Origin of the sequence: Pseudomonas sp. OV226 (genome assembly GCF_003148705.1) — a bacterium.
Lineage (GTDB): Bacteria > Pseudomonadota > Gammaproteobacteria > Pseudomonadales > Pseudomonadaceae > Aquipseudomonas.
Genome location: NZ_QGGS01000014.1, coordinates 89,164 through 113,361, shown reverse-complemented (window position 1 = coordinate 113,361; position 24,198 = coordinate 89,164). Strand labels below are relative to the sequence as shown.

25 protein-coding genes are annotated in these 24,198 nt (G+C 59.4%); 14 read left to right on the top strand and 11 right to left on the bottom strand.

Going from position 1 to position 24,198, the window contains the following annotated elements:
- Positions 1 to 9 precede the first annotated feature (9 nt).
- A complete protein-coding gene (locus C7534_RS20970; protein WP_109786899.1) occupies positions 10 to 897 on the top strand; it encodes a cytochrome c oxidase subunit 3 in 888 nt (295 codons plus the stop codon).
- A 3-nt stretch (positions 898 to 900) separates the two neighbouring features.
- On the opposite strand, the gene C7534_RS20965 is transcribed toward C7534_RS20970, so the two are convergent.
- Positions 901 to 1,104 (bottom strand): twin transmembrane helix small protein, encoded by a 204-nt coding sequence (locus tag C7534_RS20965; protein ID WP_046031071.1) that lies wholly within the window; start codon positions 1,102 to 1,104, stop codon positions 901 to 903.
- Between the two features lie 70 nt (positions 1,105 to 1,174).
- Between C7534_RS20965 and C7534_RS20960 the strand changes: the two genes are divergently transcribed.
- From C7534_RS20960 to C7534_RS20940, 5 genes are read left to right on the top strand one after another with little or no spacing between them, the layout of a single operon-like run.
- Complete coding sequence (locus tag C7534_RS20960; protein WP_046031121.1) at positions 1,175 to 1,915, top strand: SURF1 family protein; 741 nt, start codon at positions 1,175 to 1,177, stop codon at positions 1,913 to 1,915.
- A complete protein-coding gene (locus C7534_RS20955; protein WP_109786898.1) occupies positions 1,881 to 2,474 on the top strand; it encodes a hypothetical protein in 594 nt (197 codons plus the stop codon). Before C7534_RS20960 ends, C7534_RS20955 begins: the two co-directional genes overlap by 35 nt.
- Before the next feature lie 10 nt (positions 2,475 to 2,484).
- Positions 2,485 to 3,564 (top strand): COX15/CtaA family protein, encoded by a 1,080-nt coding sequence (locus tag C7534_RS20950; protein WP_046031069.1) that lies wholly within the window; start codon positions 2,485 to 2,487, stop codon positions 3,562 to 3,564.
- Positions 3,552 to 4,451, top strand: coding sequence for a heme o synthase (gene cyoE, locus C7534_RS20945; RefSeq protein ID WP_046031068.1), 900 nt, complete (start codon positions 3,552 to 3,554; stop codon positions 4,449 to 4,451). The genes C7534_RS20950 and cyoE overlap by 13 nt, the downstream gene beginning before the upstream one ends.
- Positions 4,448 to 5,083: an SCO family protein gene (locus tag C7534_RS20940; protein ID WP_046031067.1), complete on the top strand. Its 636-nt coding sequence runs from the start codon at positions 4,448 to 4,450 to the stop codon at positions 5,081 to 5,083. The genes cyoE and C7534_RS20940 overlap by 4 nt, the downstream gene beginning before the upstream one ends.
- 150 nt (positions 5,084 to 5,233) lie before the next feature.
- Here the strand turns inward: C7534_RS20940 and C7534_RS20935 are convergent, their stop codons facing one another.
- From C7534_RS20935 to C7534_RS20925, 3 genes are all read right to left on the bottom strand, one after another.
- Positions 5,234 to 6,004, bottom strand: coding sequence for a MetQ/NlpA family ABC transporter substrate-binding protein (locus C7534_RS20935; RefSeq protein ID WP_046031066.1), 771 nt, complete (start codon positions 6,002 to 6,004; stop codon positions 5,234 to 5,236).
- A gap of 77 nt (positions 6,005 to 6,081) precedes the next feature.
- Entirely contained in the window at positions 6,082 to 6,756 is a 675-nt protein-coding gene (locus C7534_RS20930; protein WP_046031065.1) for a methionine ABC transporter permease, read from the bottom strand.
- The gene (locus C7534_RS20925; protein WP_109786897.1) at positions 6,756 to 7,763 is read right to left on the bottom strand and encodes a methionine ABC transporter ATP-binding protein; all 1,008 of its coding nucleotides are present in this window, start codon (positions 7,761 to 7,763) and stop codon (positions 6,756 to 6,758) included. The genes C7534_RS20930 and C7534_RS20925 overlap by 1 nt, the downstream gene beginning before the upstream one ends.
- A gap of 262 nt (positions 7,764 to 8,025) precedes the next feature.
- Here C7534_RS20925 and katE point away from each other — a divergent pair, with 262 nt between their 5' ends.
- Positions 8,026 to 10,164, top strand: a complete 2,139-nt coding sequence (gene katE, locus C7534_RS20920) for a catalase HPII (protein ID WP_109786896.1) — start codon at positions 8,026 to 8,028, stop codon at positions 10,162 to 10,164.
- 80 nt (positions 10,165 to 10,244) lie between these two features.
- Here the strand turns inward: katE and C7534_RS20915 are convergent, their stop codons facing one another.
- From C7534_RS20915 to zur, 4 genes are read right to left on the bottom strand one after another with little or no spacing between them, the layout of a single operon-like run.
- A complete protein-coding gene (locus tag C7534_RS20915; protein WP_109786895.1) occupies positions 10,245 to 10,961 on the bottom strand; it encodes a PA5502 family lipoprotein in 717 nt (238 codons plus the stop codon).
- 37 nt (positions 10,962 to 10,998) lie between these two features.
- Complete coding sequence (gene znuB, locus C7534_RS20910) at positions 10,999 to 11,787, bottom strand: zinc ABC transporter permease subunit ZnuB (RefSeq protein WP_046031061.1); 789 nt, start codon at positions 11,785 to 11,787, stop codon at positions 10,999 to 11,001.
- Positions 11,780 to 12,565 (bottom strand): zinc ABC transporter ATP-binding protein ZnuC, encoded by a 786-nt coding sequence (znuC, locus tag C7534_RS20905; RefSeq protein ID WP_109786894.1) that lies wholly within the window; start codon positions 12,563 to 12,565, stop codon positions 11,780 to 11,782. The genes znuB and znuC overlap by 8 nt, the downstream gene beginning before the upstream one ends.
- The gene (zur, locus tag C7534_RS20900; RefSeq protein WP_046031059.1) at positions 12,565 to 13,047 is read right to left on the bottom strand and encodes a zinc uptake transcriptional repressor Zur; all 483 of its coding nucleotides are present in this window, start codon (positions 13,045 to 13,047) and stop codon (positions 12,565 to 12,567) included. The genes znuC and zur overlap by 1 nt, the downstream gene beginning before the upstream one ends.
- A 66-nt stretch (positions 13,048 to 13,113) precedes the next feature.
- Here zur and C7534_RS20895 point away from each other — a divergent pair, with 66 nt between their 5' ends.
- Positions 13,114 to 14,034 (top strand): zinc ABC transporter substrate-binding protein, encoded by a 921-nt coding sequence (locus C7534_RS20895; protein WP_109786893.1) that lies wholly within the window; start codon positions 13,114 to 13,116, stop codon positions 14,032 to 14,034.
- 119 nt (positions 14,035 to 14,153) lie between these two features.
- On the opposite strand, the gene C7534_RS20890 is transcribed toward C7534_RS20895, so the two are convergent.
- Together C7534_RS20890 and C7534_RS20885 are read right to left on the bottom strand one after the other, a co-directional pair.
- Entirely contained in the window at positions 14,154 to 15,104 is a 951-nt protein-coding gene (locus tag C7534_RS20890; RefSeq protein WP_046031058.1) for a homoserine kinase, read from the bottom strand.
- Positions 15,105 to 15,161: 57 nt separating this feature from the next.
- Positions 15,162 to 15,452 (bottom strand): DUF2782 domain-containing protein, encoded by a 291-nt coding sequence (locus C7534_RS20885; protein WP_046031057.1) that lies wholly within the window; start codon positions 15,450 to 15,452, stop codon positions 15,162 to 15,164.
- Between the two features lie 74 nt (positions 15,453 to 15,526).
- Between C7534_RS20885 and polA the strand changes: the two genes are divergently transcribed.
- A complete protein-coding gene (gene polA / locus C7534_RS20880; protein ID WP_109786892.1) occupies positions 15,527 to 18,298 on the top strand; it encodes a DNA polymerase I in 2,772 nt (923 codons plus the stop codon).
- Positions 18,299 to 18,595: 297 nt separating this feature from the next.
- Here the strand turns inward: polA and yihA are convergent, their stop codons facing one another.
- The gene (gene yihA / locus C7534_RS20875) at positions 18,596 to 19,237 is read right to left on the bottom strand and encodes a ribosome biogenesis GTP-binding protein YihA/YsxC (RefSeq protein ID WP_033049579.1); all 642 of its coding nucleotides are present in this window, start codon (positions 19,235 to 19,237) and stop codon (positions 18,596 to 18,598) included.
- Positions 19,238 to 19,428: 191 nt separating this feature from the next.
- On the opposite strand from yihA, the gene C7534_RS20870 reads away from it, so the two are divergent.
- The 5 genes from C7534_RS20870 to C7534_RS20850 all read left to right on the top strand — a co-directional run bounded on the left by C7534_RS20870 (position 19,429) and on the right by C7534_RS20850 (position 24,121).
- Complete coding sequence (locus tag C7534_RS20870) at positions 19,429 to 19,719, top strand: c-type cytochrome (protein ID WP_046031055.1); 291 nt, start codon at positions 19,429 to 19,431, stop codon at positions 19,717 to 19,719.
- Positions 19,720 to 19,765: 46 nt separating this feature from the next.
- Positions 19,766 to 20,395: a c-type cytochrome gene (locus C7534_RS20865; RefSeq protein ID WP_109786891.1), complete on the top strand. Its 630-nt coding sequence runs from the start codon at positions 19,766 to 19,768 to the stop codon at positions 20,393 to 20,395.
- A 200-nt stretch (positions 20,396 to 20,595) separates the two neighbouring features.
- Complete coding sequence (locus C7534_RS20860) at positions 20,596 to 21,237, top strand: thiol:disulfide interchange protein DsbA/DsbL (RefSeq protein WP_109786890.1); 642 nt, start codon at positions 20,596 to 20,598, stop codon at positions 21,235 to 21,237.
- Between the two features lie 14 nt (positions 21,238 to 21,251).
- A complete protein-coding gene (locus C7534_RS20855) occupies positions 21,252 to 22,130 on the top strand; it encodes an endonuclease/exonuclease/phosphatase family protein (RefSeq protein WP_046031052.1) in 879 nt (292 codons plus the stop codon).
- On the top strand, positions 22,127 to 24,121 hold the full coding sequence (locus C7534_RS20850) for a GGDEF domain-containing protein (RefSeq protein ID WP_109786889.1): 1,995 nt from the start codon (positions 22,127 to 22,129) through the stop codon (positions 24,119 to 24,121). The genes C7534_RS20855 and C7534_RS20850 overlap by 4 nt, the downstream gene beginning before the upstream one ends.
- Positions 24,122 to 24,198: the final 77 nt, after the last annotated feature.

Here is a 24,198-nt window from a genome sequence, read left to right as displayed (position 1 = left end):
GAACAATAAATGGCAACTCATGAACACTATTACGTACCGGCCCAGAGCAAATGGCCGATCATCGCCACGTTCGGCATGGTCACCACGGTGTTTGGCCTGGGTACCTGGTTCAACGATCTGAAGGCCGCGCGGCCGGAATCCCACGGCCCGCTGATCTTTTTCGTCGGCGGCCTATTGCTGGCCTACATGCTGTTCGGCTGGTTCGGGACGGTGATCAAGGAAAGTCGTAGCGGCTTATATAGCGCTCAGATGGACCGCTCGTTTCGCTGGGGCATGAGCTGGTTCATCTTCTCCGAGGTGATGTTTTTCATCGCTTTCTTCGGCGCGCTGTTTTATGTACGTCACGTCTCCGGCCCGGCCCTCGGCGGTGAAGGTGCCAAGGGCATCGCGCACATGCTGTGGCCGACTTTCGAGTGGACCTGGCCGCTGCTCAACAACCCTGACTCGAAACTGTTTCCACCGCCCAAGGAAGTCATCAGCCCCTGGGGCTTGCCGCTGCTCAACACCGTGCTGCTGGTGAGTTCCAGCGTGACCGTGACCATCGCCCACCACGCGCTGAAAAAGGGTCATCGCGGCGCACTGAAACTCTGGCTGGCGATCACCGTGTTGCTGGGCTGTGCGTTCCTCACCTTTCAGGCTGAAGAATACATGCACGCCTACCACGAGCTGGGTCTGACCCTCGGCTCCGGCATCTACGGTGCGACGTTCTTCATGCTCACCGGTTTCCACGGCGCCCACGTGACCATCGGCACGATCATTCTGTTTGTGATGCTGATGCGGGTCATGCGCGGGCACTTTGATGCCGATCACCAGTTCGGCTTTGAAGCGGCGAGTTGGTATTGGCACTTCGTGGACGTGGTGTGGATCGGCCTGTTCGTTTTCGTCTACGTGCTATGAGGCTTACCAAGGCGCGTGCGACACCAACTGGCCACTGAAGAAGCCCCAGGCGATCAAGCCGACGGTGACAGCGGCCAAGGCCACACGAACACTCAAGGCAATGACGAGGCGGTTTGAGCTGCTGTCGTCCTTGACCAGAAAAAACAGGCCGCTGAACAGGCTGACAACCGTGGCAATCAGCATCAGGACGATGGCTGCTTTGAGCATGGTGAGACTCCGGGGGAAAGGCGATGCACTTGAGTATAGCTATCGCGACCAGCGACTTTTTGGCCTCGCCATGAAGCGCTTCCGGCCGGGCATCGTGCCGACCCTGGTGGTGGCAGCATTGCTGCCGCTGCTGGTGTCGCTCGGGTTCTGGCAACTGGGCCGAGGCGCGGAGAAAAGCGCGTTGCTGCAAAGCTATGCCGAGCGCCGCGCCGCCGAACCGATGGCCAGCACCGAGTTGCAACACACCGAAGACCCGGCCTTCCGCCGGGTTCACTTGCACGGCCAATTCGATGCCGCGCACAGCCTGCTGCTGGACAACCGCCAGCGTAACGGCAAGGTCGGCGTTGAGCTATTGCAACCGTTTCAGGACCAGGCGTCCGGGCTCTGGTTGCTGGTCAATCGCGGCTGGCTGCCCTGGCCGGACCGGCGCATACCGCCGCAGTTCACTACACCTGAAGAGGCCTTGAGTCTTGACGCCTCGGTCTACGTGTCCCCCGGCGCGACCTTCCAGTTGCATGCCGATCCGAGCACCACGACCTGGCCACAACTGGTGACCGCCGTTGAGCCGGCCAAGCTGTGGACGGCGCTGAACCGTGCAGGGTTCGCCTACGAATTACGTGAAGAAACCGGCCCCGCGTCCTACCAGGCCGATTGGCCAGTAGTGGCCATGGGGCCGGAAAAACACCTCGCTTATGCCGTGCAGTGGTTCGCCATGTCGCTCGCCCTGTTCGGCCTTTATCTCTATCTCGGCTGGCACAACGCAAAGGAGAAACACCATGGGAGCGGCCATGAATCCACCCAACATGTCTGAGGCGAAAACACCGGCGAGTCGACGCAAGGGCCGCTTTCAGCTGCTGCTGATTTTGCTCGGGGTGATCGGTCCGATGATCCTCGCCACCGGCATGTACAAACTGCAGTTCTGGGTGCCGGAGGGTCGCAGCTATCACGGCGAGCTGATCGGTAACGGCCAGACACGCGCCGATCTGGGTGTGCAGGCACAAGAGGATCGCTGGCAGTTGCTGGTAACGGCGCCCAAGGATTGCTCGGTCGACTGCCAGCAACTGGTGTACCTGGCGCGACAAATCCAGATCGGCCTTGGCCGCGATGCCTCCCGCGCCAGCCACGCCTTGGCTGCCGCGCAACCGCTGAGCAGCGAGTACGACGCCAAGCTGACCCGCGAGTATCCTCAACTACAACGCTACCCCATGGACCTGACCACTTTCAGCAAGACGACAGGGGATAAAACTGCACCGCAACTGTGGATCATCGACCCGCACGGCAACCTGGTGCTGCTTTATGACCCGACGGTGAAGGGCAAGGATCTGCTTAACGACCTGCGTCATCTGCTGAAACTGTCGAACATCGGATAAGGGCATCGTCATGGCCAAACCTGGATTTCGCCTCGCGCTGTTTGCCACCTTGCTGGCACTGATTGTGGTGTTGCTCGGCGCCTACACCCGCCTGACCCACGCCGGCCTCGGCTGCCCGGACTGGCCCGGTTGCTACGGTTTTATCAGCGTGCCGAAAAGCGAAGCCCAACTGGCGCATGCCGAATTGCACTTTCCCGATGCTCCGGTCGAAGCCCATAAAGGCTGGAACGAGATGGTCCACCGCTACTTCGCCGGTACGTTGGGGCTGTTGATTTCGATCCTGGCGGGCCGGGCCTGGGTGCACCGTCGTCATCCGGGGCAACCGGTGAAGTTGCCATTGTTCTTGCTGGCGGTGGTGTTCGCCCAAGCCGCGTTCGGCATGTGGACGGTGACGCTCAAGCTCTGGCCGCAAGTGGTCACCGGGCATTTGCTCGGCGGGTTTGCGACGCTGAGTTTGTTGTTTTTACTGACGTTGCGCCTGTCGGGCGTATTGCCGGCGCTGACCGTGCCACGGCGTTTGCAGTATTGGGCGACGGCAGGGTTGCTGCTGGTGATCCTGCAAATTGCCCTCGGTGGCTGGGTCAGTTCCAACTATGCCGCCGTGGCCTGCATCGATTTCCCGACCTGTCATGGACAATGGATGCCACCGGCCGATTTCGCCAACGGCTTTCATCTGACTCAACACATCGGCCCCAATTACCTTGGTGGACAACTGGACAGCGATGCCCGTACCGCGATTCATCTGACCCACCGAATTGGCGCGTTGCTGGTCACGCTGGTGCTGCTCGGGCTCGCCTGGCAACTGAAAGCCGTCGGCATGACGCGTCTTGCAGGGATGGTGCTGATCGCACTCACTGCACAAATCACCCTTGGAATCAGCAACGTGCTGTTCCATCTGCCGCTACCGGTGGCCGTCGCCCACAACGCGGGCGGCGCGGCACTCCTGCTGACGATGGTGCTGGTCAATTATCACGCACGGACCAGTCTGGTTCGGGTCAAGCAGCAATCCCTCGCGCGTTGGCACTTCAGCCCGCGTAAACACTCAGCCGGGCCCATAACAATAAAAGGAGAGATGCCATGGCGACATTGATCGGCGAACGTCACAGTCAGGCGATCTGGCGTGACTACCTGGAGCTGACCAAGCCGAAAGTGGTGGTGCTGATGCTCATCACCTCGCTGGTCGGCATGTTCCTCGCGACCCGTGCCGGGGTGCCATGGACGGTGCTGGTGTTCGGCAATCTGGGGATCGCCTTGTGTGCCGGTGGCGCCGCGGCCGTCAACCATGTGGTGGACCGGCGCATCGATACGATCATGGCCCGCACGCACAAACGTCCGTTGGCGCAAGGCCGGGTGTCACCGGCCTCTGCGCTGACGTTTGCCCTGGTGCTGGCCGTGCTGGGTCAGGCCTTGTTGCTGGCGTTCACCAATCCGCTGACCGCCTGGCTGACCCTCGCATCGCTGCTCGGGTATGCAGTGGTCTACACCGGTTTCCTGAAACGTGCGACCCCGCAGAACATCGTCATCGGCGGCCTGGCCGGGGCAGCCCCGCCGTTGCTTGGCTGGACCGCTGCCACCGGACACGTCAGCGCCGAACCGCTGCTGCTGGTGCTGATCATTTTCGCCTGGACCCCGCCGCACTTCTGGGCGCTGGCGATTCACCGCAAAGAGGAATACGCCAAGGCCGACATTCCAATGCTGCCGGTCACCCATGGCGAGCACTACACCAAGGTGCACATCCTGCTTTATACCTTTGCGTTGCTGGCCGTCAGCCTGATGCCCTACGTGATCCACATGAGCGGCCTGCTCTACCTGGTTTGCGCCGTGGTGCTGGGCGCAAGGTTTCTGCAATGGGCCGTGGTGCTGTACCGTGGCACCCGGCCGCACGCGGCGATCAACACGTTCAAGTATTCTATTTACTACTTGTTCCTGCTGTTTATCGCGCTGCTCGTAGACCACTACTTACTGTTGAACCTATGACTCGAACCCAGAAAACCGTCTTCATTCTCGTCGCCCTGATCGCACTGGTTCTGGGCCTGACCATCAACAAAGTGCTGTCTGGTAAAGGCCAGGGCGACCCGACGGCACTGATCGACGCGGGGATCATCCTGCTGCCGCAAAGTCGCAACTTGCCTGACGTGAAAATGACCGATCAGGACGGCAATCCAGTGACGGTCAATCAGCTGAAAGACAAATGGAGCCTGCTGTTCTTCGGCTACACCTTCTGCCCGGATATCTGCCCGACCACCCTCGCCCAGTTGCGTCAGATCAAAAGCGAGCTGCCACCCGAGGCGGTGGCCAAACTGCAGATCATCCTGGTCAGCGTCGACCCGAACCGCGATACCCCGCCTCAGCTCAAGCAGTACCTGGGCTACTTCGATCCACAGTTCAAAGGCCTGACCGCTTCCTCGGTGGATGACATTCAGAAGCTGGCCAACGCCGTGAGCATTCCGTTTATTCCGGCCGACACCAGCAAACCGAACTACACGGTTGATCACAGTGGCAACCTGGCGGTAATCGGCCCGGATGGCACACAGCGAGGGTTTATTCGGGCGCCGCTGAACAATGCGAAGCTGGTGGCGCAGTTGCCGGTGATGCTTAACCGCAAATAATCACCACGCTTTTCTGTAGGAGCACGGCTTGCCGGCGATGGCGGTCTCAAGGATGCCATCGCCGGCAAGCCGTGCTCCTACAGGGAGCGGTGTTTTGGCACAAAAAAAGGGGACGCACATGGCGTCCCCTTTTTCGTTGCGTTCAGACAATCAGAACGCCGGCACTACCGCGCCTTTGTACTTCTCGAGGATGAAGGCTTTGACTTCCGGGCTGTGCAGCGCGGCAACCAGTTTCTTCATCGCGTCGCTGTCCTTGTCGTCCGGACGGGCCACGAGGATGTTCACGTATGGCGAGTCGCTGCCTTCGATGACCAGCGCGTCCTTGGCTGGATCGAGCTTGGCTTCCAGCGCGTAGTTGGTGTTGATCAGCGCCAGGTCGACCTGGGTCAGCACGCGTGGGATGGTCGCGGCTTCCAGTTCACGGAATTTCAGGTCCTTGGAGTTCTCGGTGATGTCCTTCACGGTCGACAGGATGTTGTTCGAGTCCTTCAACTTGATCAGGCCAGCCTTCTCCAACAGCAACAGCGCACGGCCGCCATTGGTGGCGTCATTCGGGATCACCACGTTGGCACCACCCGGCACCTCGGCGAGGGTTTTGTACTTGCTGGAGTACGCGCCCAGCGGCTCCAGGTGCACACCGACCACGGAAACCAGGTTGGTGCCCTTGGCCTTGTTGAACTCATCGAGGTACGGCTGGTGCTGGAAGAAGTTGGCGTCCAGACGTTTTTCCGCTACCTGCACGTTCGGCTGAATGTAGTCGGTGAAGACTTTGACCTTCAGGTCCACGCCTTCTTTGGCCAGGGCCGGCTTCACGAATTCGAGGATTTCTGCGTGCGGGACCGGGGTGGCAGCGACAGTCAGGGTGTCTGCGTGGGCGGAGAAGGCCGCAACAGCAGCGAACGCGACGAGTAGTTTTTTCATTCAGCTAACTCCATATAAGGCGCCCGTCTGGCGCCTGCCAGCGAATGGCCGGCTCATTTGTTATTGACGAGAATTCTTTATTTTCTGGAAAAATGGACAACCAACTTGTCGCCAAAGGTTTGCAGCACCTGAACCAGCACCAGCAGCAGCAACACCGTCACAACCATCACGTCGGGCTGGAAACGCTGATAACCAAAACGGATCGCCAGGTCGCCCAGGCCACCAGCGCCGACTACACCGGCCATTGCCGTATAGGACACCAGCGTAATCGCTGTCACCGTAATCGCGGCGAAGATGCCGGGACGGGCTTCTGGCAGCAAGGCATTGGTGATGATCTGACGCGTCGTCGCGCCCATGGCCTGGGTGGCTTCGATGATGCCGCGATCCACTTCACGCAATGCGGTTTCCACCAGTCGCGCAAAGAACGGCGTGGCGCCCACCACCAGCGGTGGGATCGCACCCGCGACGCCCAGCGATGTGCCGGTGATCAACACGGTGAACGGGATCATCACGATCAGCAGAATGATGAAGGGCAGCGAACGCAGCACGTTCACCATCAGCGACAGTATCGCGTAGACGCCTTTGGCTTCCAGCAACTGGCGCGGGCTGCACAAGAACAGCAGCACGCCCAGCGGCAAGCCGAGCAATACAGTGAACAGTAAGGAACCGCCGAGCATCATCAACGTGTCGCCGGTGGCCAGCCAGATTTCGTACCAATCGATATTAACGAAGAAACTTGTCAGGACTTCCATCAGCGCAGCACCTCCATGTGAACGTCAGCCGCGGTGAAGCGGGCAAACGCCGCCTCCATGTCGCCACCGGTGACGGCCAGGGTCAGTTGCCCGTAGGGGATGTCTTTGATGCGGTCGATACGACCGGCCAGGATGCTGTAGTCCACACCCGTTTCGCGGGCGACGGTGCCCAGCAGTGGCGCGTAGGTCGCTTCGCCCTGGAAGGTCAGGCGTACGATGCGGCCCGGCACATGAGCGAAGTCGTCGCGCTGTTCGCTTTCGTCGATCTGCTCGTCTTCTTGCACAAAACGCTTGGTGGTCGGGTGCTTCGGATGCAGGAACACCTCGGCCACCGAACCTTGCTCGACGATCACACCGGCGTCCATCACCGCGACCTGGTCGCAGACTCGGCGAATCACGTCCATTTCGTGAGTGATCAACACGATGGTCAGCTTCAGCTCGCGGTTGATCTCGGCCAGCAAATGCAGGACCGACGCCGTGGTCTGTGGGTCCAGGGCGCTGGTGGCTTCATCGCACAGCAGGATTTTCGGCTTGGTCGCCAGGGCACGGGCAATGCCGACGCGCTGCTTCTGGCCACCGGACAACTGAGCCGGGTACTTTTTGGCGTGGTCGGACAAACCCACCCGCGCCAGCAATTCGGCCACCCGCAGGTCGATCTCACTGCGCGACAGTTCGCCGGCCAGGGTCAACGGCAACGCGACATTGTCGGCCACTGTCTTGGACGCCAGCAGGTTGAAGTGCTGGAAAATCATCCCGACTTGCTGACGGAAGCGTCGCAGGCTGTTGGCATCCAGCGCGGTGACTTCTTCGCCGTCGACGATGATCTTGCCGCCACTGGAGTTCTCCAGGCGATTGATCAGACGCAGCAGGGTACTTTTTCCCGCACCGGAATGACCGATCAGGCCGAAAACCTGACCGTTCTCAATCGTCAGACTGGTCGGATGCAGGGCGGGAATATCCTTACCGGCGACGCGGTAGGTTTTGTGGACGTTTTGAAACTCGATCACGTAGCGAACCTTGTGGGGCGCGTTAGAAAAAGGATCAGCGGTTAGCCGGGCGCGCATTTTAGCCTGTCCGTATAGAGGTTATTAGCATTTATTCCGCATTCATCCTTCGATTTGGCAATAACGCGATCAAAGGTCATAAAAAAGGAACGGCTAAAAACCTCATCAGTCACTAATAAGGCAACTCGAAAACGCCCCCGGTGCCGTGCCTGGGGAATGCACAGAGTCCTGGCTTCGGCGGGAATCGAACGAGGAGTTTAGCCTGATGAGCATCAAGAAGCCTGCAGCTAACAAAAGCGCAATGGCCGGTACCGATGCCCCGGACCGGGGCAACACCAATGCCAAGCTCGACAGCCTGGAAAAATTTCGCTCCGACGCCACCGACCAGGCCCTGCGCACCAATCAGGGCGTGAAGGTATCGGACAACCAGAACACCCTGAAAGCCGGCGCCCGCGGGCCTTCGCTGCTGGAAGACTTCATCATGCGTGAGAAAATCACGCACTTTGACCATGAACGCATTCCCGAACGCATCGTCCATGCTCGCGGAACCGGCGCTCATGGTTACTTCCAGGCATACGAAAACCATTCTGTGTTGACCAAGGCTGGTTTCCTGCAGGATCCGGGTAAGAAGACGCCAGTATTCACGCGTTTTTCCACGGTACAGGGGCCACGCGGGTCAGGCGATACCGTGCGGGATGTTCGAGGTTTCGCCGTGAAGTTCTTCACCGAAGAAGGCAACTTCGACCTGGTGGGCAACAACATGCCGGTGTTTTTCATACAGGACGCGATCAAGTTTCCTGACTTCGTGCATGCGGTAAAACCCGAGCCACACAACGAAATGCCTACGGGCGGCTCGGCACATGACACGTTCTGGGACTTCGTCTCCCTGGTGCCGGAGTCGGCGCACATGGTGATCTGGGCCATGTCCGACCGGGCGATCCCGAAAAGCCTGCGCAGCATGCAAGGCTTCGGTGTTCACACGTTCCGGATGATCAACGCCGAAGGCAAATCGCGCTTCGTCAAATTTCACTGGCGCCCCACCGCCGGCACCTGCTCGCTGGTGTGGGATGAGGCGCAAAAGCTTGCCGGCAAAGACACCGATTACCATCGTCGCGACCTCTGGGAAGCCATCGAGAGGGGCGATTACCCAGAGTGGGAATTGGGTGTGCAGATCATCGAAGAGGAAAACGAGCACAGTTTTGACTTCGACATTCTTGATCCGACCAAGCTGATTCCAGAGGAACTGGTGCCGATTACGCCGTTGGGCAAGATGGTACTCAACCGCAACCCGGACAACTTCTTCGCCGAGACCGAACAGGTCGCGTTCTGCCCGGGCCATATCGTGCCGGGGATCGATTTCTCCAACGATCCGCTGCTGCAAGGTCGACTGTTTTCCTACACCGACACGCAAATCAGCCGACTCGGCGGGCCGAACTTTCATGAGATCCCGATCAACCGGCCGGTGGCGCCGTTCCATAACGGTCAGCGCGATGCGATGCACCGCACCACCATCGACAAGGGCCGCGCAGCTTACGAACCGAACTCGATCGACGGTGGCTGGCCGAAAGAAACACCGCCCGCCGCGCAGGATGGCGGTTTCGAGAGCTATCCGGAGCGCATCGACGCCAACAAGATCCGTCAGCGCAGCGAGTCGTTCAGCGACCACTTCTCCCAGGCGCGCCTGTTCTTTCACAGCATGAGCAAGCACGAACAAGAACACATCATTGCGGCTTACAGCTTTGAACTCGGCAAGGTGGAGCGGGAGGTCATCCGGGCGCGGGAGGTGAATGAAATCCTGGCCAATATCGATCTGGAACTGGCCAGGCGAGTAGCCGCCAATCTAGGGCTGCCAGCGCCGAAGACCGGGACCGTCGACGTGCCGAAAATCACCCTGGAGCGCTCGCCGGCATTGAGCCAGGCCAACCTCCTGCCGGGGCATATAAAAACCCGGAAAGTGGCGATACTCGCAGCGAATGGTGTCGATGGTGCAGCCATTGAAGCGATGAAGAGGGCATTGAAAGCGGAAGGGGCGCACGCCAAATTGCTCGGCCCAAGCTCAGCCCCGGTGAGCACCGCCGATGGCAAAACGTTGCCGGTGGATGCTTCGATGGAAGGCTTGCCTTCAGTGGCGTTCGACGCAGTGTTCGTGCCCGGTGGCGCGGCGTCGATCAAGGCATTGAGCAGCGATGGCGTGGCGCTGCATTACCTGCTGGAGGCGTACAAGCACCTGAAGGCGATCGCTCTGCAAGGCGAGGCCAAACAGTTGCTGGATGTCTTGAAGCTGAAGGTTGATGCGGGGTTGGTCGTCGGGACGGACGCTAAGCTGATCAAGCCGTTTTTTGCGGCAATCGGGCAGCATCGGGTGTGGGATCGAGAGCCTAAGGCCAAGGGAATTCCGGCCTGAAGACTTGTGTTACAGGGAGGCTCGCTCCCACATAGATCAGCGATGATCATCCTGAGGGAGCGAGCCTGCTCGCGAAACCTCTAAGGTTTACGAGGGCTCAAGACCATTTGCGCCGGAATGTTACGCAGGATCTGTTTTTCCAGCTTCAAATCGAAGTCCGAATCCAGTTTCTTCACTCGTTTGGTCAGCAGTGTGGCCAGCCAGGGGTAATCATCGGTGCGCGGCGCCTGAATGCTCACATCGCATTGAAAATGCACCACATCGGCGGCAATAGCATCCAGTTGGCGACGTAACTGGCTCATATCGGAGATATTCAACGCAACCGTGGTGCTTTCAGCCGTCGGATCGATGACTTTGGCCTTTGGCTGGGATTCGGCAGCCTTGAGAGCCGCTTCGGCTTTATCCAGCTCAGCCTTGCGGGCCTGAGTGATTGCGCCGTTGACTCCACCGGTCAGCGCTGGCGCCTTGGGCATCAGGGCACGGGCACGGCTCAGAGCGGTGGCGGCGGCATTCACGTCGCCTTTTTGCAGCACGATCTGGCTGCGACGAAGATAAGCCTCGGCCAGTTGTCGCTGGTAGGGCTCAAGGGACGGATCGTTGGGCGATTCGGCTTGCAACGTCGCCAGCTGGTCTTCGGCGGTGGCCAATTCATCACTGGCGATGTTTTGTTCCAGCTGCGCGATGGCCGTAGCCCGCGCATCAGTGGCCCCTTGGGCCGCCGGTGGCGTGCTTTGGCAGGCACCCAGCAGCAAAGAAAATGCGACAAGGAGCAGATAACGGGAGGCGAACGACTTCATTCCTGCGACTCTCTATTTGCGCAAAAAACGAGCAAGTCTACACCCCTCGACGGGGCAGGACAAAACTCAGCAGAAACAGTGCGGCAGCCGTCACAACAATCGATGGGCCTGCCGGTGTGTCCTTGAACCACGACAGCGCCAGCCCGCCACAGACCGCGAGCATGCCCAGCAGGCTCGCGCCCAGTGCCATCTGCTCCGGCGACCGGGCGTGACGTTGTGCCGCAGCCGCCGGGATGATCAACAGCGACGTAATCAGCAAAACGCCGACGATTTTCATCGCCACCGCGATCACCACGGCGATCAGCAGCATCAGGGCCAATCGTAGCGAGGCCACTGGCAAACCTTCGACCTTGGCCAGTTCTTCATGCACCGTGATTGCCAGCAACGGCCGCCACAACGTCACCAACAGGGCCAACACGGCTGCGCTGCCGCCAAGGATCCAGGCCAGATCGGTCGGGCTGATCGCCAGCAAGTCGCCGAACAGATACGCCATCAGGTCGATCCGCACTTCGTGCATGAAGCTTAGTACCACCAGGCCCAAAGAGAGGGTGCTCGGTGCGAGTATTCCCAAAAGCGTGTCAGACGCCAGCGGCTGGCGTTGTTGCAACGTCACCAGCAACACCGCCAGTAGCAGACAGCCGACGGTGACCGCAACGGCCGGGCTGACATCCAGCAGAAAGCCCAGCGCTACGCCCAGCAGAGCGGCATGGGACAAGGTGTCGCCGAAATAGGCCATGCGCCGCCAGACCACGAACGAACCCAGCGGGCCCGCCACCAGTGCCAAGGCCAAACCTGCAAGCAGGGCGTAGAGCAGAAAATCAGCCATGCTTGCAGCTATCTCCATGAACGTGGGGTTGGGCTGCCGAAGCGGCGGTGACCACCGAACCATGCAGATCATGGGCGTGGTCGTGGTGGTGGTGATAAATCGCCAGGCTTTGTGCGTTCTTGCCGAACAGCTCGACGAACGCCGGATCACCACTGACTTGTTCAGGATGGCCGGAGCAGCAGACGTGGCGATTGAGGCAAACCACTTGGTCGGTGGTGCTCATTACCAGGTGCAAATCGTGGGAAACCATCAACACACCGCAGCCATGACGGTCGCGCAGTCGCGTGATCAGGCTATAGAGTTCGGCCTGGCCAGCGACGTCGACACCTTGCACCGGTTCGTCGAGCACCAGCAATTCCGGCTCGCGCAACAGGGCTCGGGCCAGCAGCACGCGCTGCATTTCACCGCCGGAAACGCTTTGCACCGGACTGTCGATGACCTGCTCGGCGCCGACTTCCTGCAGTGCCGCCAAGGCCATGACACGATCCACGCCCGGTACAAGGCGCAAGAAGCGCAGCACTGAAAGCGGCAGCGTCGGGTCGACATGAAGTTTTTGCGGCATGTAGCCAACGCGCAGTTTCGGCTTGCGCCAGACGCTGCCACTGTCCGGTTTCAACAGGCCGAGCACCGCGCGCACCAACGTAGTCTTGCCGGCACCGTTAGGGCCGATCAGGGTGACGATCTGCCCTGGCTCGACACTCAACTCGATGTTATCCAGCACAGGTTGCCCGGCAAACGTGACGGCAACTTGCTTAAGACGGATCAGCGCATTGCTCATCAAGCCCCCTGGCAGCCCGAGCAGAGGCCGACCACTTCTACGGTCTGGCCTTCGACAATAAATCCCACATCCTTGGCGCTACCAATGATGGCGTCACTGATGGACTGCTGTTCGAGTTCAATGGCGGCGTGGCATTCGCGGCAAATCAGGAACTGCCCTTGGTGAGCGTGCCCCGGATGATTGCAGCCGACGAAGGCGTTCAGCGAGGAAATGCGGTGTACGAGGCCGTTGTCCAGGAGAAAATCCAGCGCGCGATACACGGTCGGCGGCGCGGCACGACGGCCGTCCTGCTCACTGAGCACCGCGAGAATGTCGTACGCACCCAGCGGCTTGTGGCTTTGCCACACCAGTTCCAGCACCCGGCGGCGCAACGCGGTCAGGCGCAATCCCTGACGAGCGCACAAGGCATCGGCCTCAGACAATGCGCTATGCACGCAATGAGAGTGGTCGTGGGGACGGCTGGCAATCGGTGTTTTAGGCATGAGCGGCGACGAGTTTTGTGAGAGACGTTATTATGTTACCCGTTCTCGCCTCTTCGAGTGGTCATCGTGTCCCGACTTTTTTCTATCTTTGTCGCATTTGTCGCAAGTTTTTTGCTGATCGGTTCGGCGCACGCCGAGGTCAAAGTCCTCACCAGCATCAAACCCCTGCAGCTGATTGCCGCTGCGGTGCAGGATGGCGTGGCGATTCCGGAAGTGTTGCTACCGCCAGGGGCTTCGCCGCACAACTATGCCTTGCGTCCTTCCGACGTACGGAAGGTGCAATCGGTCGATCTGCTTTACTGGATCGGGCCGGACATGGAAGGCTTCCTGCCGCGCGTGCTTAACGGTCGTACGCTGCCGAGCGTCGCCGTGCAGGATTTGCCTGGGCTTAATCTTCGACATTTCGCCGAAGATAGCCAATCTCACGCCGAAGATGCCGACGAACATGACCACGATCACCGCCCAGGCACGCTGGATGCGCATTTGTGGTTATCACCGGTCAATGCTCGCGTGATCGCCACAAAAATGGCCGCCGACCTGAGTGCTGCCGATCCGGCCAATGCGGCGCGTTATCAAAGCAACCTGAAAGCGTTCGACGAGCGACTGGATGCGCTGGACCTGCGCTTGAAGGCGCGACTGGCGGGGATCGCGGGCAAGCCGTATTTCGTATTCCATGAAGCGTTCGACTACTTCGAAGACGCTTACGGCCTCAAGCACACTGGCGTATTCAGCGTCGCTGCCGAAGTACAGCCGGGCGCCCAGCACGTCGCGACAATGCGCGCGCGATTGCAGGAAGTCGGCAAGACTTGCGTGTTCAGTGAACCGCCGTTGCGTCCGCGCCTGGCGGAAACGTTGGTGGCCGGGTTGCCAGTGAAGCTGGCGGAACTGGATGCGCTGGGCGGATACACACCCGCGACTGCACAAGGATATGAGCAGGTGCTGGAGAAGTTGGGGAATGATTTGGCGGGGTGCCTGGAGTCGTTGTAACCCGGACATTTGTGTCGCCCCCATTCGCGAGCAAGCCCGCTCCCACATTGGATTCCTGTGCACACAAATTCTGTGGCTGGCGCAGTTCCAATGTGGGAGCGGGCTTGCTCGCGAAGCTTTTAAAGGGCGAAAGGAAGCGGTGTGCTGACTTTCTGCCGCTGCGCCAAGCGCAATTGAAACTCCATCGGATCGTGAATCAGCACGTCCTGCCCGGCGAAAGACTCTGCGGCAATCAACCGTGACAACCAGAACCGCACGCACGCCACGCGCAGCATCGTCGGCCACAACTCGGCCTCGGCCGCTGTAAACGGGCGCAACGCCGCATAAGCCCCCAGCAATGCCCTCGCCCTTGGCCCGTCGATCAAACCGCCCTCATTGGAACACCAGTCGTTCAAGGCAATCGCCACGTCGTAGAGCATCGGCCCGGAACAAGCGTTGTAGAAGTCGATCAACCCGGTCAGGTGCGTGCCTTCGAACATCGCGTTGTCGCGGAACAGGTCTGCATGGATATTGGCCCGCGGCAGCGCCAGAATTTTCTCTTTCTGCTGTGTGATTTCGTCCAGCGCCCGCTGCAGCAGTTCACGCTGTTCGGCATCCAGATGAGAGAGAAACTGCGTGCCCTCCTCTAGCATCCAGTCCAGGCCACGATCGGTTTTGCGCTTGATCATGTTGGCCTGGGTGGCCAGGTGCAGATGGCCGAGCAGTTCACCGACCTGCGCGCAATGTTGTGCGTTGGCTTGCTTGATGTGCTTGCCGGCCAGGCGCGGCTGCAGCAGCGCAGGCTTGCCAGCCAATTCACGCAAGGCAATGCCGTCGGTGGTACGCAGCGCGTAAGGCACCGGCAAATCAGCTTCATGCAGAACGTCGAGCAGTTCGATGAAAAACGGCATTTCATCAACCGGACCGCGCTCGACCAGGGTCAGGACGAACTCGCCCTGCTCCAGGCTGATAAAGAAATTGGTGTTTTCGCTACCGGCAGCAATCCCCTGGAAATCAAGCAGGCGGCCGAGGCCATAAGGGGCGAGAAAAGCTTCCAGCTCGGGCCGAGCCAGGGGGGTGAACACAGACATGTTTAAACTGCCAGTACGGGCGCCGCTCGTGAGCCAGCGCCGATTGAAATTAAGAAACTACTTCCACTCAAAGATTTTCCACGACGGAATCAGCATATCCGGCTGATCCGAGCGGATGAAGTTTGCATCTGTTCCATCGGCGCGTACCAGAAAATACGGCGGCGCGCCCTTCGGCGTGACCTTGATCGCGTACAGGAAACCGTTTTGACGGTACTCCTGGATGACCTTGTCCCCTTCCGTGTGGATGGTCACTTCCGGTTCCGGTGTCGGCGCATCGTCCGCCGCCATGACGGCTATCGGTGTGATTGCAAACAAGCCAGCCAGCAACAGGCGATTTAGTGTGCGCATGATAACCTTGTCCCTTTGTCGTCAACGGTCCCGCTATTCTAGCGCCGGACCCGCCGAAAAGGTTGATCCTGCTCATGAGCCAAGCCCCCCTCGTCCTGGTGGACGGTTCTTCTTACCTGTACCGCGCCTTTCACGCGCTGCCACCGCTGACCACGTCCAAAGGCCTGCCGACCGGAGCGGTCAAGGGCGTATTGAACATGCTCAAGAGCCTGCGCAAGCAATACCCGGACAGTCCGTTCGCCGTGGTGTTCGATGCCAAGGGTGGGACGTTTCGCGATGACATGTACGCCGAATACAAGGCTAATCGTCCAAGCATGCCCGACGACATGCGCGTGCAAATCGAGCCGCTGCACCAGAGCGTGATCGCCCTGGGCTTCCCACTGTTGTGCGTCGAAGGCGTCGAGGCCGATGACGTGATCGGCACCCTGGCGCGCAGCAGCGCAGCGGCCGATCGCCCGGTGATCATCTCCACCGGCGACAAGGACATGGCGCAACTGGTCGATGGCCACATTACCTTGGTCAATACCATGACCGGTAGCAGCATGGACGTGGAGGGCGTGAAGGAGAAATTCGGCGTCGCTCCCGAGCAGATCATCGATTACCTGGCATTGATGGGCGACTCTTCCGACAACATCCCGGGCGTTCCGGGTATTGGCCCGAAGACCGCTTCCGGCCTGTTGGTGGGCGTGAATGGCGGCCTGACCGAGCTGTATGCGCAGCTCGATATCGTCCCGACCCTACCGATTCGTGGGGCCAAAACCCTGCCGGCCAAGCTCGAAGAGCACAAGGAGATGGCGTTCCTCTCCTATCAACTGGCAACCATCAAGATCGACGTACCGCTGGACATCGGCCTTGATGACCTGCAAATGGGCAAACCGGATCACGACAAACTCGCCGAGCTCTACACCCTGCTGGAGTTCAAGAGCTGGTTCGAAGACAACCAGCGCGACGCCAAGCGTTCCGGGCAGGAAGTCACCGCTCCGGTGGCTGAAGAAGTTGCCGCCGAGACAGAACTCAAATACACGACGATCCTCACCCAGGCGGATTTCGACCTGTGGCTGAAAAAGCTCAACGACGCCAAGCTGATCGCCTTCGACACCGAAACCACCGGCATCGATGCGCAGCAGGCGCAACTGGTTGGCCTGTCGTTCGCTGTACAACCCAACGAAGCGGCCTACATTCCGTTGACCCATTCCTACATGGGTGTGCCGGATCAACTGGACCGCGACACCGTGCTTCGCGCGCTGAAACCGATTCTGGAAGACCCGAACAAGCTCAAGGTTGGCCAGCACGCCAAGTTCGACATGAACATCCTCGCCAACTGCGCCATCGGCGGCGATCAGGACTGCGGCATTACCGTGCGGGGCATCGCGTTCGACACCATGCTCGAATCCTACGTACTGGACTCCACGGCGACCCGTCACGACATGGACAGCCTGGCGCTCAAGTACCTGAATCACACCACCACCAGTTTTCAGGACATCGCCGGCAAAGGTGCCAAGCAGCTGACGTTTGACCAGATCTCTCTGGAACTGGCCGGCCCTTACGCCGCCGAAGACGCCGATGTGACGCTGCGCCTGCATCAAACCCTGCAAGAAAAACTCAATGCCATCCCGAGCCTGAGCAAAGTCCTGAGCGAAATCGAAATGCCGCTGGTGCCCGTGCTGGCACGGATCGAGCGCCAGGGCGCGCTGGTCGACGCCAACCTGCTGGGTATCCAGAGTGTTGAACTGGGCGAGAAAATGGTCGCTCTCGAGCGTGAGGCGTTTGCCATCGCCGGCGAGGAATTCAACCTCGGTTCACCGAAGCAATTGGGCGTGATCCTGTACGAAAAACTCGGCCTGCCGGTCTTCAGTAAAACGGCCAAGGGCCAGGCCTCCACCGCCGAAGCCGTATTGGCAGAACTGGCCGAGCAGGATTTCCCGCTGCCCAAAGTGCTGATGCAATACCGCTCGATGAGCAAGCTGAAAAGCACCTACACCGATCGTCTGCCGGAGCAGATCAACCCGCGCACAGGGCGGATTCACACCTCTTATCACCAGGCCGTGGCCGCGACCGGGCGCTTGTCGTCCAGCGATCCCAACCTGCAAAACATTCCGATCCGTACCGCCGAAGGGCGTCGAATTCGTCAGGCGTTTGTTGCACCAACCGGCTACAAGCTACTGGCGGCGGACTATTCGCAGATCGAACTGCGAATCATGGCCCACCTGGCCAAAGACGAAGGCCTGCTGCATGCCTTCCGCAATAATCTGGACGTGCACAAGGCCACCGCGGCCGAAGTCTTCGGCGTTGAACTGGCGGACGTGACTACTGATCAACGTCGCAGCGCCAAGGCGATCAACTTCGGCTTGATCTACGGCATGAGCGCGTTTGGCCTGGCCAAGCAGATCGGTGTAGATCGCAAACAGTCTCAGGCGTACATCGATCGCTACTTCGCCCGTTACCCAGGCGTGCTGCAATACATGGAACGCACTCGCGCCCAGGCGGCCGAGCAAGGTTTCGTGGAGACGATCTTCGGTCGTCGTCTGTACCTGCCGGAAATCAACGCGAAAAACCCGGCCCTGCGCAAAGGCGCCGAACGCACGGCGATCAATGCCCCGATGCAAGGCACGGCGGCCGACATCATCAAGAAAGCCATGGTAGCCGTGGACAACTGGCTGACCTCGTCAGGCCTCGACGCCAAAGTCATTTTGCAGGTGCACGATGAATTGGTGCTGGAGGTGCGTGAAGATCTGGTCGATCAGGTGCGTGAGGAAATTCGCATCCACATGAGCGACGCGGCGAAGCTGGATGTGCCGCTACTGGTAGAGGTTGGGGTCGGAAATAACTGGGATGAGGCTCACTGAGCCGTCTGAAAGGCGTTTTCTGCTGCGGCATAGCGCCGCGGCAGAAAAAGGCCAGGAGCCTTATTTCGAAAAATGCTGGGGCTTATTTCTAATGGGTTTGGAACTTCTTCGGAACTTATCCATCAACCACCACTCAGAGTAACTGAATGGCTGGTGAAGCCCTTCGATGCTCCTATGTTGTGTTAAGTGTTGGCAGATATCTGGACCCCGCCCTAGCGGTCCGGAACTTGGACCCCGGAACTTCCCCCTCCCCATAGAAGTCCGGGGTTTTTTTTGCCCTGAATTTGCTTAAAAGCCTTATTCAGCGGCCTCGGAACCCTTGTCCGCCAGCTCCATCCAGCCTGCCAATACAGTGTAGGCGTCTTCCAGGCCCAGACGTTTTGGCGCGGAAAAAAGCTGAATACTGACCGCATCCCCCCAGCCCTTACGAATATCTGCCTGCACTTTGAGCAGGACGTTTTTTGCCGCTCCGTAAGTCAGTTTGTCGGCTTTGGTCAGCAAAATGTGCATTGGCATACCGCTGGCGACGGCCCAATCGAGCATCAACAAGTCGAAGTCGGTCATTGGATGACGAATGTCCATCATCAAAATCAGACCTTTCAAACTCTCGCGCCCACCCAGATAGGCTTCCAGGTGACGCTGCCAGTGCAGCTTCAACGGGATAGGTACTTTTGCATAACCGTAACCCGGCAGGTCGACCAGACGACGATCATCGTCTAGCTTGAAGAAGTTCAAGAGCTGCGTGCGCCCCGGAGTTTTCGAGGTTCGCGCAAGACTGGCGTGCGTCAGCGTGTTCAACGCGCTGGACTTGCCGGCGTTGGAACGGCCCGCAAAGGCCACTTCAAAGCCTTCATCGTCCGGGCATTGATCGACTTTGGCAGCGCTGAGCATGAAGGTGGACTGTTGGCACAGGCCGAGGATGGGATTCTTGAGTTGCATGGGATTTCCGATGTGGGCGGCGCCGGGAATGGACGCGGCAAGCGGTGTCGTTTCCGTTTCAGTGACGCCAGTATATAATGCCGCAGATTTTGTGTGCGCTTTGTCCCAGCGAAGGATGAAGTTCACGAGAGCGATTGACCATGATTGCGCACTAGAACGTAGCACGCTCTCAACCCTGAAAAGGTCGTTTTATGACGAAATGGCTGCTAGCTGCCGGTGTCTTGATACCGCTTTACAGCGCTCAGGCTACACAGGATCCGGAAGCTGTGTACAACCGTGTTTGTGGTGCCTGTCATTCCGGCCAACTACCCATGGCGCCCCAAAAAGGCGATCAGGAAGCTTGGACGCCGAGGTTGGCGAAAGGTATGGAGACGCTGGTGCAACACGTGACCCAGGGTTTCAAGGCGATGCCGCCGCGTGGTTTGTGCATGGACTGCAGTGCCGAGGATTACCAGGCCATCATCCAGTGGATGAGCGAGTGATCCCGGTCCATAACTCTTTAACCCTTAGCCGTAGTTGGATTAGCTGATGAACAAACTGATCGTGAGTCTGCTGTTGACCGTGGGGATCTCTGGCATTGCCCATGCTGCAGATGGTGCAGTACAGCCCGGTGACGCAAAAGCCGGCCAGGCAAAAGCCGCCGTCTGTGGCGCCTGCCACGGCCCGGATGGCAACAGCATGGCGCCTAACTTTCCAAAACTGGCCGGGCAAGGTGAACGCTACCTGACCAAGCAACTGCACGACATCAAGTCGGGCAAGCGCACCGTTCTGGAAATGACCGGCCTGCTGACCAACCTGAGCGACCAGGACCTGGCCGATATCGCCGCCTACTTCGCCAGCCAGAAAGGCAGCGTTGGCGCCGCCGACCCGAAAGTCGTTTCTCGCGGTGAAGCCCTGTTCCGTGGCGGCGACCTGGCCAAGGGCATGCCATCCTGCACCGGTTGCCACTCGCCAAATGGCGCGGGTAACGCCGCTGCCGGCTTCCCGCACCTGGGCGGTCAGCACGCTCAATACGTCGCCAAGCAACTGACCGACTTCCGCAAGGAAGAAGGCGGACGCACCAACGATGGCGACACCAAGCCGATGCAGAGCATCTCCAAAAAGCTGAGCGACGAAGACATCGCGGCAGTGTCCAGTTACATTCAAGGCCTGCACTAAGGCCGGTTGATCGAGCGTTGCGAGCGATGGACACCTCCTGCAACGTTAACGCTCGATTAATCCGTCGATGCAAGCATAAAAAGGGTGGCTTTGGCCGCCCTTTTTTGTGGCCGCTGCCGTTACACTACAGAACTCACGCCCGCCATGACCTGTCTTAAAACAGGTCGCGCGAGGCGACTAAAATTGTCCAGGAGTAAAGCATGCGTAATCTGATCATCAGCGCCGCATTCGTCGCTGCCAGCCTGTTCGGCATGACTGCCCAAGCCGCCGAAGCCCCCGCCGCCCCTTACGTCGAACTGAGCAATCCGGTTCCGGTCGCCGTGCCTGGCAAGATCGAAGTCGTCGAGCTGTTCTGGTATGGCTGCCCGCACTGCTACGCTTTTGAGCCAGTGATCAATCCATGGGTCGAGAAGTTGCCTTCCGACGTCAACTTCGTCCGCATTCCGGCCATGTTCGGCGGTCCGTGGAACGCACACGGCCAGATGTTCCTGACCCTTGAAGCCATGGGCGTCGAAAACAAGGTTCACGCTGCGGTGTTCAACGCAATTCAGAAAGAACACAAGAAGCTGGTCGACAAGAATGAAATGGCAGACTTCCTGGCCACTCAGGGCGTAGACAAGGACAAGTTCCTGGCCACCTTCGACTCCTTCGCCATCAAGGGCCAGATCGTCAAGGCCACTGACCTGGCCAAAAAGTACGAAATCTCCGGCGTTCCGACCATGATAGTCAACGGCAAGTATCGCTTCGACGTGGGCTCTGCCGGCGGTGCCGAGCAAGCCCTGCAACTGGCCGACAAACTGATCGACAAAGAGCGAGCGGCTAACAAGGCTGCCGCCAACTAAGGGCTGCCTCTGCCATGCGCCGATGGGGTACTGAACGCATCGTTGGCCTGCATGATCCACGGGTCAACGAACATCATCTGGAGTCGACGGGCTTGCCCGCAGACAGTCGTCTGCGCTTGCTCAGTTTTAATATCCAGGTCGGCATCAGTACCGAGCGGTACCGGCATTATCTGACCCGGGGTTGGCAACACGTGTTGCCGCATACCGGGCGTGCCGACAATCTGCAAAAAATCGGCAACCTGCTGGGCGACTTCGATCTGGTCGCCTTGCAGGAAGCCGATGGCGGCAGTCTGCGCTCAGGCTACGTCAATCAAGTCGAACACCTGGCCCAACTCGGCGCCTTTCCTTACTGGTATCAACAACTCAACCGCAATCTCGGACGCCTCGGCCAGCACAGCAATGGCGTGCTCAGCCGCCTGCGCCCATGGGTGATCGAGGACCATCCGCTGCCGGGGCCCAAGGGTCGCGGGGCGATTCTGGTACGTTTCGGCGAAGGTCCGGAAGCGCTGGTGGTGGTCATGATGCACCTTGCGCTCGGTGCCCGCGCCCGCAGCATGCAACTGGCCTATATCCGCGAGTTGATTGGCGGCTATAAACACCAGGTGCTGATGGGCGACATGAACACCCATGCCAGCGACTTGCTGCAAAACTCCCCGTTGCGCGACCTCGGCCTGCTCGCGCCGCAACTGGAAGCGACCTTCCCCAGCTGGCGCCCACAGCGCTGCCTGGACCATATTCTGCTAAGCCCCACGCTGACCCTTGAAAAGGTCGAGGTCTTGGCACAGCCCATTTCCGATCACCTGCCGGTCGCGGTAGAAATTCGTCTGCCGGGTTCGCTCACGGCCGATGCATTGCCCGCGTTGAGTCCTGCCCTTCGCGGATCCCATGAATGAGCGACGAAACACAGCGCTGGAAAGAGAAATACCTTAAAAACATCGAACAACAGGAAAAGCTCGAACGTCGCTGGGACGCCCGGCTCGACCTGTTGCGCCGTGGGCTGGTGCGTAGCACGCTGGCGGCAGAAGGTACGGACCGTGCCGTCGACCAATGCATGAAGGAAATGCGCGAAGTCGTGCGTACCGATGACATGGACGCCGGTTTGGCCGCCCTGCTGCCGCGCCTGGAAAAAGCCGTACTCGATTCCGAGCAGCGCCGGGCAACCCGGGTCAATCAAACCAGCGCCGCACTGACCGCGCTGGTCACGCAGCTGCAATCATTGCCGCTGCCCCGGGAAGTGAGTCGACCGCTCAAGAGCTTTGCCAAAAGGCTCGATGGAAGAGTCAGTCAGGCCCGTGAGATTCCGTTACTGCTCAGTGAACTGAGCGGCCTGCAAGGCAAAGCCTTGAACCAATTGGAGAACCCTGCCGAGCCTGAACGCCCCGGTTTTCTGCAGCGACTGTTCGGCGGTCGCGAAGCGGATGAGGACATTCCGCGAGTGGTTGCTCAAGCCGTGCACACACCGGCTGCGCAGCCTGTGGAAACGGCTACCGAAATTGCGCCCGTCGTTCCCACACCCAACGAGGACACGCGATCAACCCAGCAGCCGGCAATACATGCTCCTCTCCCCGACGCGGCTGCACCTGAGCCACTGGAAATTGAAGCATCACCGGTAGTCACTGCTGAAGTGGTGGCGTTTGTCCCGCCCGTCCTTCACCCAGGCACCCCATGCGCGTCCGCTTCAGAACCACACACGCCGTCAGACATTGAAGTCCTGGAAGTGCCCGCCCTTCCCGTCCTTGCACCAGCCACTTCGGCAATCAATCCTGACGAGTTGATCCATACGGAACACACTGAACCAGAGCACTTCCTCTACGCCTTGCCCGACTCACCAGAGCCGTCCTATAGCTCCGTCGCCAAGCACATCGAAGACACGCTGCTGGGTCTTCTCGAGGACCTGACGTTACCTGAACGCCACCGCCCACAAGCTGAAGCGATGCGCGATCGCCTTCAAAACGGTTTGAACTGGTACGAATTGATCCCGATCCTCGACGATTTGGCGACCTTGATGCTGGCGATCAACGACAGCGGTCAACACGAATTCGAAGTCTATTTACAGCAACTCAATGAACGCCTGGAGTCCTTCCAGAGTAACTTGCAGGCCGCTAGCGAAGGACACGCGGACAGCCGTTCAGCGGCGCGCCAGATGGATTCGCAAATCCGCGAACAGGTCGATGGCCTGCAAAGCAGCATGCACGAAGCGGCGGACCTGGACGATCTCAAGCAGGTACTGGAGAGTCACCTTGAAGGCCTGCTCGGCACCATGGACCATCACCAGAAACAACGCGACGAGCGTGAGCAGGAGGTTGCGGCCCGGTTACACAGCCTGGCCGAACGGGTGGCGCACATGGAACAGGAAGCGCTGGGTTACCGTGAACACCTTGAAGAACAGCGCCAGAAGGCCTTGATCGACCCGCTCACTGGCCTGCCCAATCGCGCCGCCTGGAGCGAACGCCTGGAGCACGAAATCGGCCAGTGGCAGCGGCACGGCAATACCTTGCTGCTGGCCATGCTTGATCTCGATCATTTCAAAAGCATCAACGACAACTATGGCCATCTGGCCGGCGACAAGGTGCTGAAAATCATCGCCAACGTGCTGCGCAAGCGACTGCGCGGGACTGATTTCATCGCACGGTTTGGCGGCGAGGAGTTCGTTCTCATGATGCCCGGCACGGTGCCAGCAGTCGGTGCAAAACTGTTGGAAACCTTGCGCGCCGCGATCGAAGCCTGCCCTTTCCACTTCAAAGGTGAGCGAGTCACCATCACTATTTCGATGGGGCTTACAGCATTCAAACCCGGCGAACATAGCGATATGGCGCTGAAAAGAGCCGATCAGGCGCTGTATCGTGCGAAAAACGCCGGGCGCAATCGTGTGGAGGCCGGCTAACGGCCAATTGTTCCATTTTGTTTAAAACCGAGCATTTGCCGTCGGCACACAAGGCAGTACGTTACACTGTTGCATTA

Bases quoted from the DNA above. Each gene is read 5' to 3' on its own strand.
- katE (WP_109786896.1), top strand. From the start codon at position 8,026: ATGAGCATCAAGAAGCCTGCAGCTAACAAAAGCGCAATGGCCGGTACC.
- C7534_RS20865 (WP_109786891.1), top strand. From the start codon at position 19,766: ATGAACAAACTGATCGTGAGTCTGCTGTTGACCGTGGGGATCTCTGGC.
- znuC (WP_109786894.1), bottom strand. From the start codon at position 12,565: ATGAGCAATGCGCTGATCCGTCTTAAGCAAGTTGCCGTCACGTTTGCC.
- C7534_RS20970 (WP_109786899.1), top strand. From the start codon at position 10: ATGGCAACTCATGAACACTATTACGTACCGGCCCAGAGCAAATGGCCG.
- C7534_RS20855 (WP_046031052.1), top strand. From the start codon at position 21,252: ATGCGCCGATGGGGTACTGAACGCATCGTTGGCCTGCATGATCCACGG.
- C7534_RS20860 (WP_109786890.1), top strand. From the start codon at position 20,596: ATGCGTAATCTGATCATCAGCGCCGCATTCGTCGCTGCCAGCCTGTTC.
- cyoE (WP_046031068.1), top strand. From the start codon at position 3,552: ATGGCGACATTGATCGGCGAACGTCACAGTCAGGCGATCTGGCGTGAC.
- C7534_RS20885 (WP_046031057.1), bottom strand. From the start codon at position 15,452: ATGCGCACACTAAATCGCCTGTTGCTGGCTGGCTTGTTTGCAATCACA.
- C7534_RS20870 (WP_046031055.1), top strand. From the start codon at position 19,429: ATGACGAAATGGCTGCTAGCTGCCGGTGTCTTGATACCGCTTTACAGC.
- yihA (WP_033049579.1), bottom strand. From the start codon at position 19,237: ATGCAACTCAAGAATCCCATCCTCGGCCTGTGCCAACAGTCCACCTTC.
- C7534_RS20850 (WP_109786889.1), top strand. From the start codon at position 22,127: ATGAGCGACGAAACACAGCGCTGGAAAGAGAAATACCTTAAAAACATC.
- C7534_RS20935 (WP_046031066.1), bottom strand. From the start codon at position 6,004: ATGAAAAAACTACTCGTCGCGTTCGCTGCTGTTGCGGCCTTCTCCGCC.
- C7534_RS20950 (WP_046031069.1), top strand. From the start codon at position 2,485: ATGGCCAAACCTGGATTTCGCCTCGCGCTGTTTGCCACCTTGCTGGCA.
- C7534_RS20940 (WP_046031067.1), top strand. From the start codon at position 4,448: ATGACTCGAACCCAGAAAACCGTCTTCATTCTCGTCGCCCTGATCGCA.
- C7534_RS20890 (WP_046031058.1), bottom strand. From the start codon at position 15,104: ATGTCTGTGTTCACCCCCCTGGCTCGGCCCGAGCTGGAAGCTTTTCTC.
- C7534_RS20960 (WP_046031121.1), top strand. From the start codon at position 1,175: ATGAAGCGCTTCCGGCCGGGCATCGTGCCGACCCTGGTGGTGGCAGCA.
- znuB (WP_046031061.1), bottom strand. From the start codon at position 11,787: ATGGCTGATTTTCTGCTCTACGCCCTGCTTGCAGGTTTGGCCTTGGCA.
- C7534_RS20965 (WP_046031071.1), bottom strand. From the start codon at position 1,104: ATGCTCAAAGCAGCCATCGTCCTGATGCTGATTGCCACGGTTGTCAGC.
- C7534_RS20930 (WP_046031065.1), bottom strand. From the start codon at position 6,756: ATGGAAGTCCTGACAAGTTTCTTCGTTAATATCGATTGGTACGAAATC.
- C7534_RS20915 (WP_109786895.1), bottom strand. From the start codon at position 10,961: ATGAAGTCGTTCGCCTCCCGTTATCTGCTCCTTGTCGCATTTTCTTTG.
- zur (WP_046031059.1), bottom strand. From the start codon at position 13,047: ATGCCTAAAACACCGATTGCCAGCCGTCCCCACGACCACTCTCATTGC.
- C7534_RS20955 (WP_109786898.1), top strand. From the start codon at position 1,881: ATGGGAGCGGCCATGAATCCACCCAACATGTCTGAGGCGAAAACACCG.
- polA (WP_109786892.1), top strand. From the start codon at position 15,527: ATGAGCCAAGCCCCCCTCGTCCTGGTGGACGGTTCTTCTTACCTGTAC.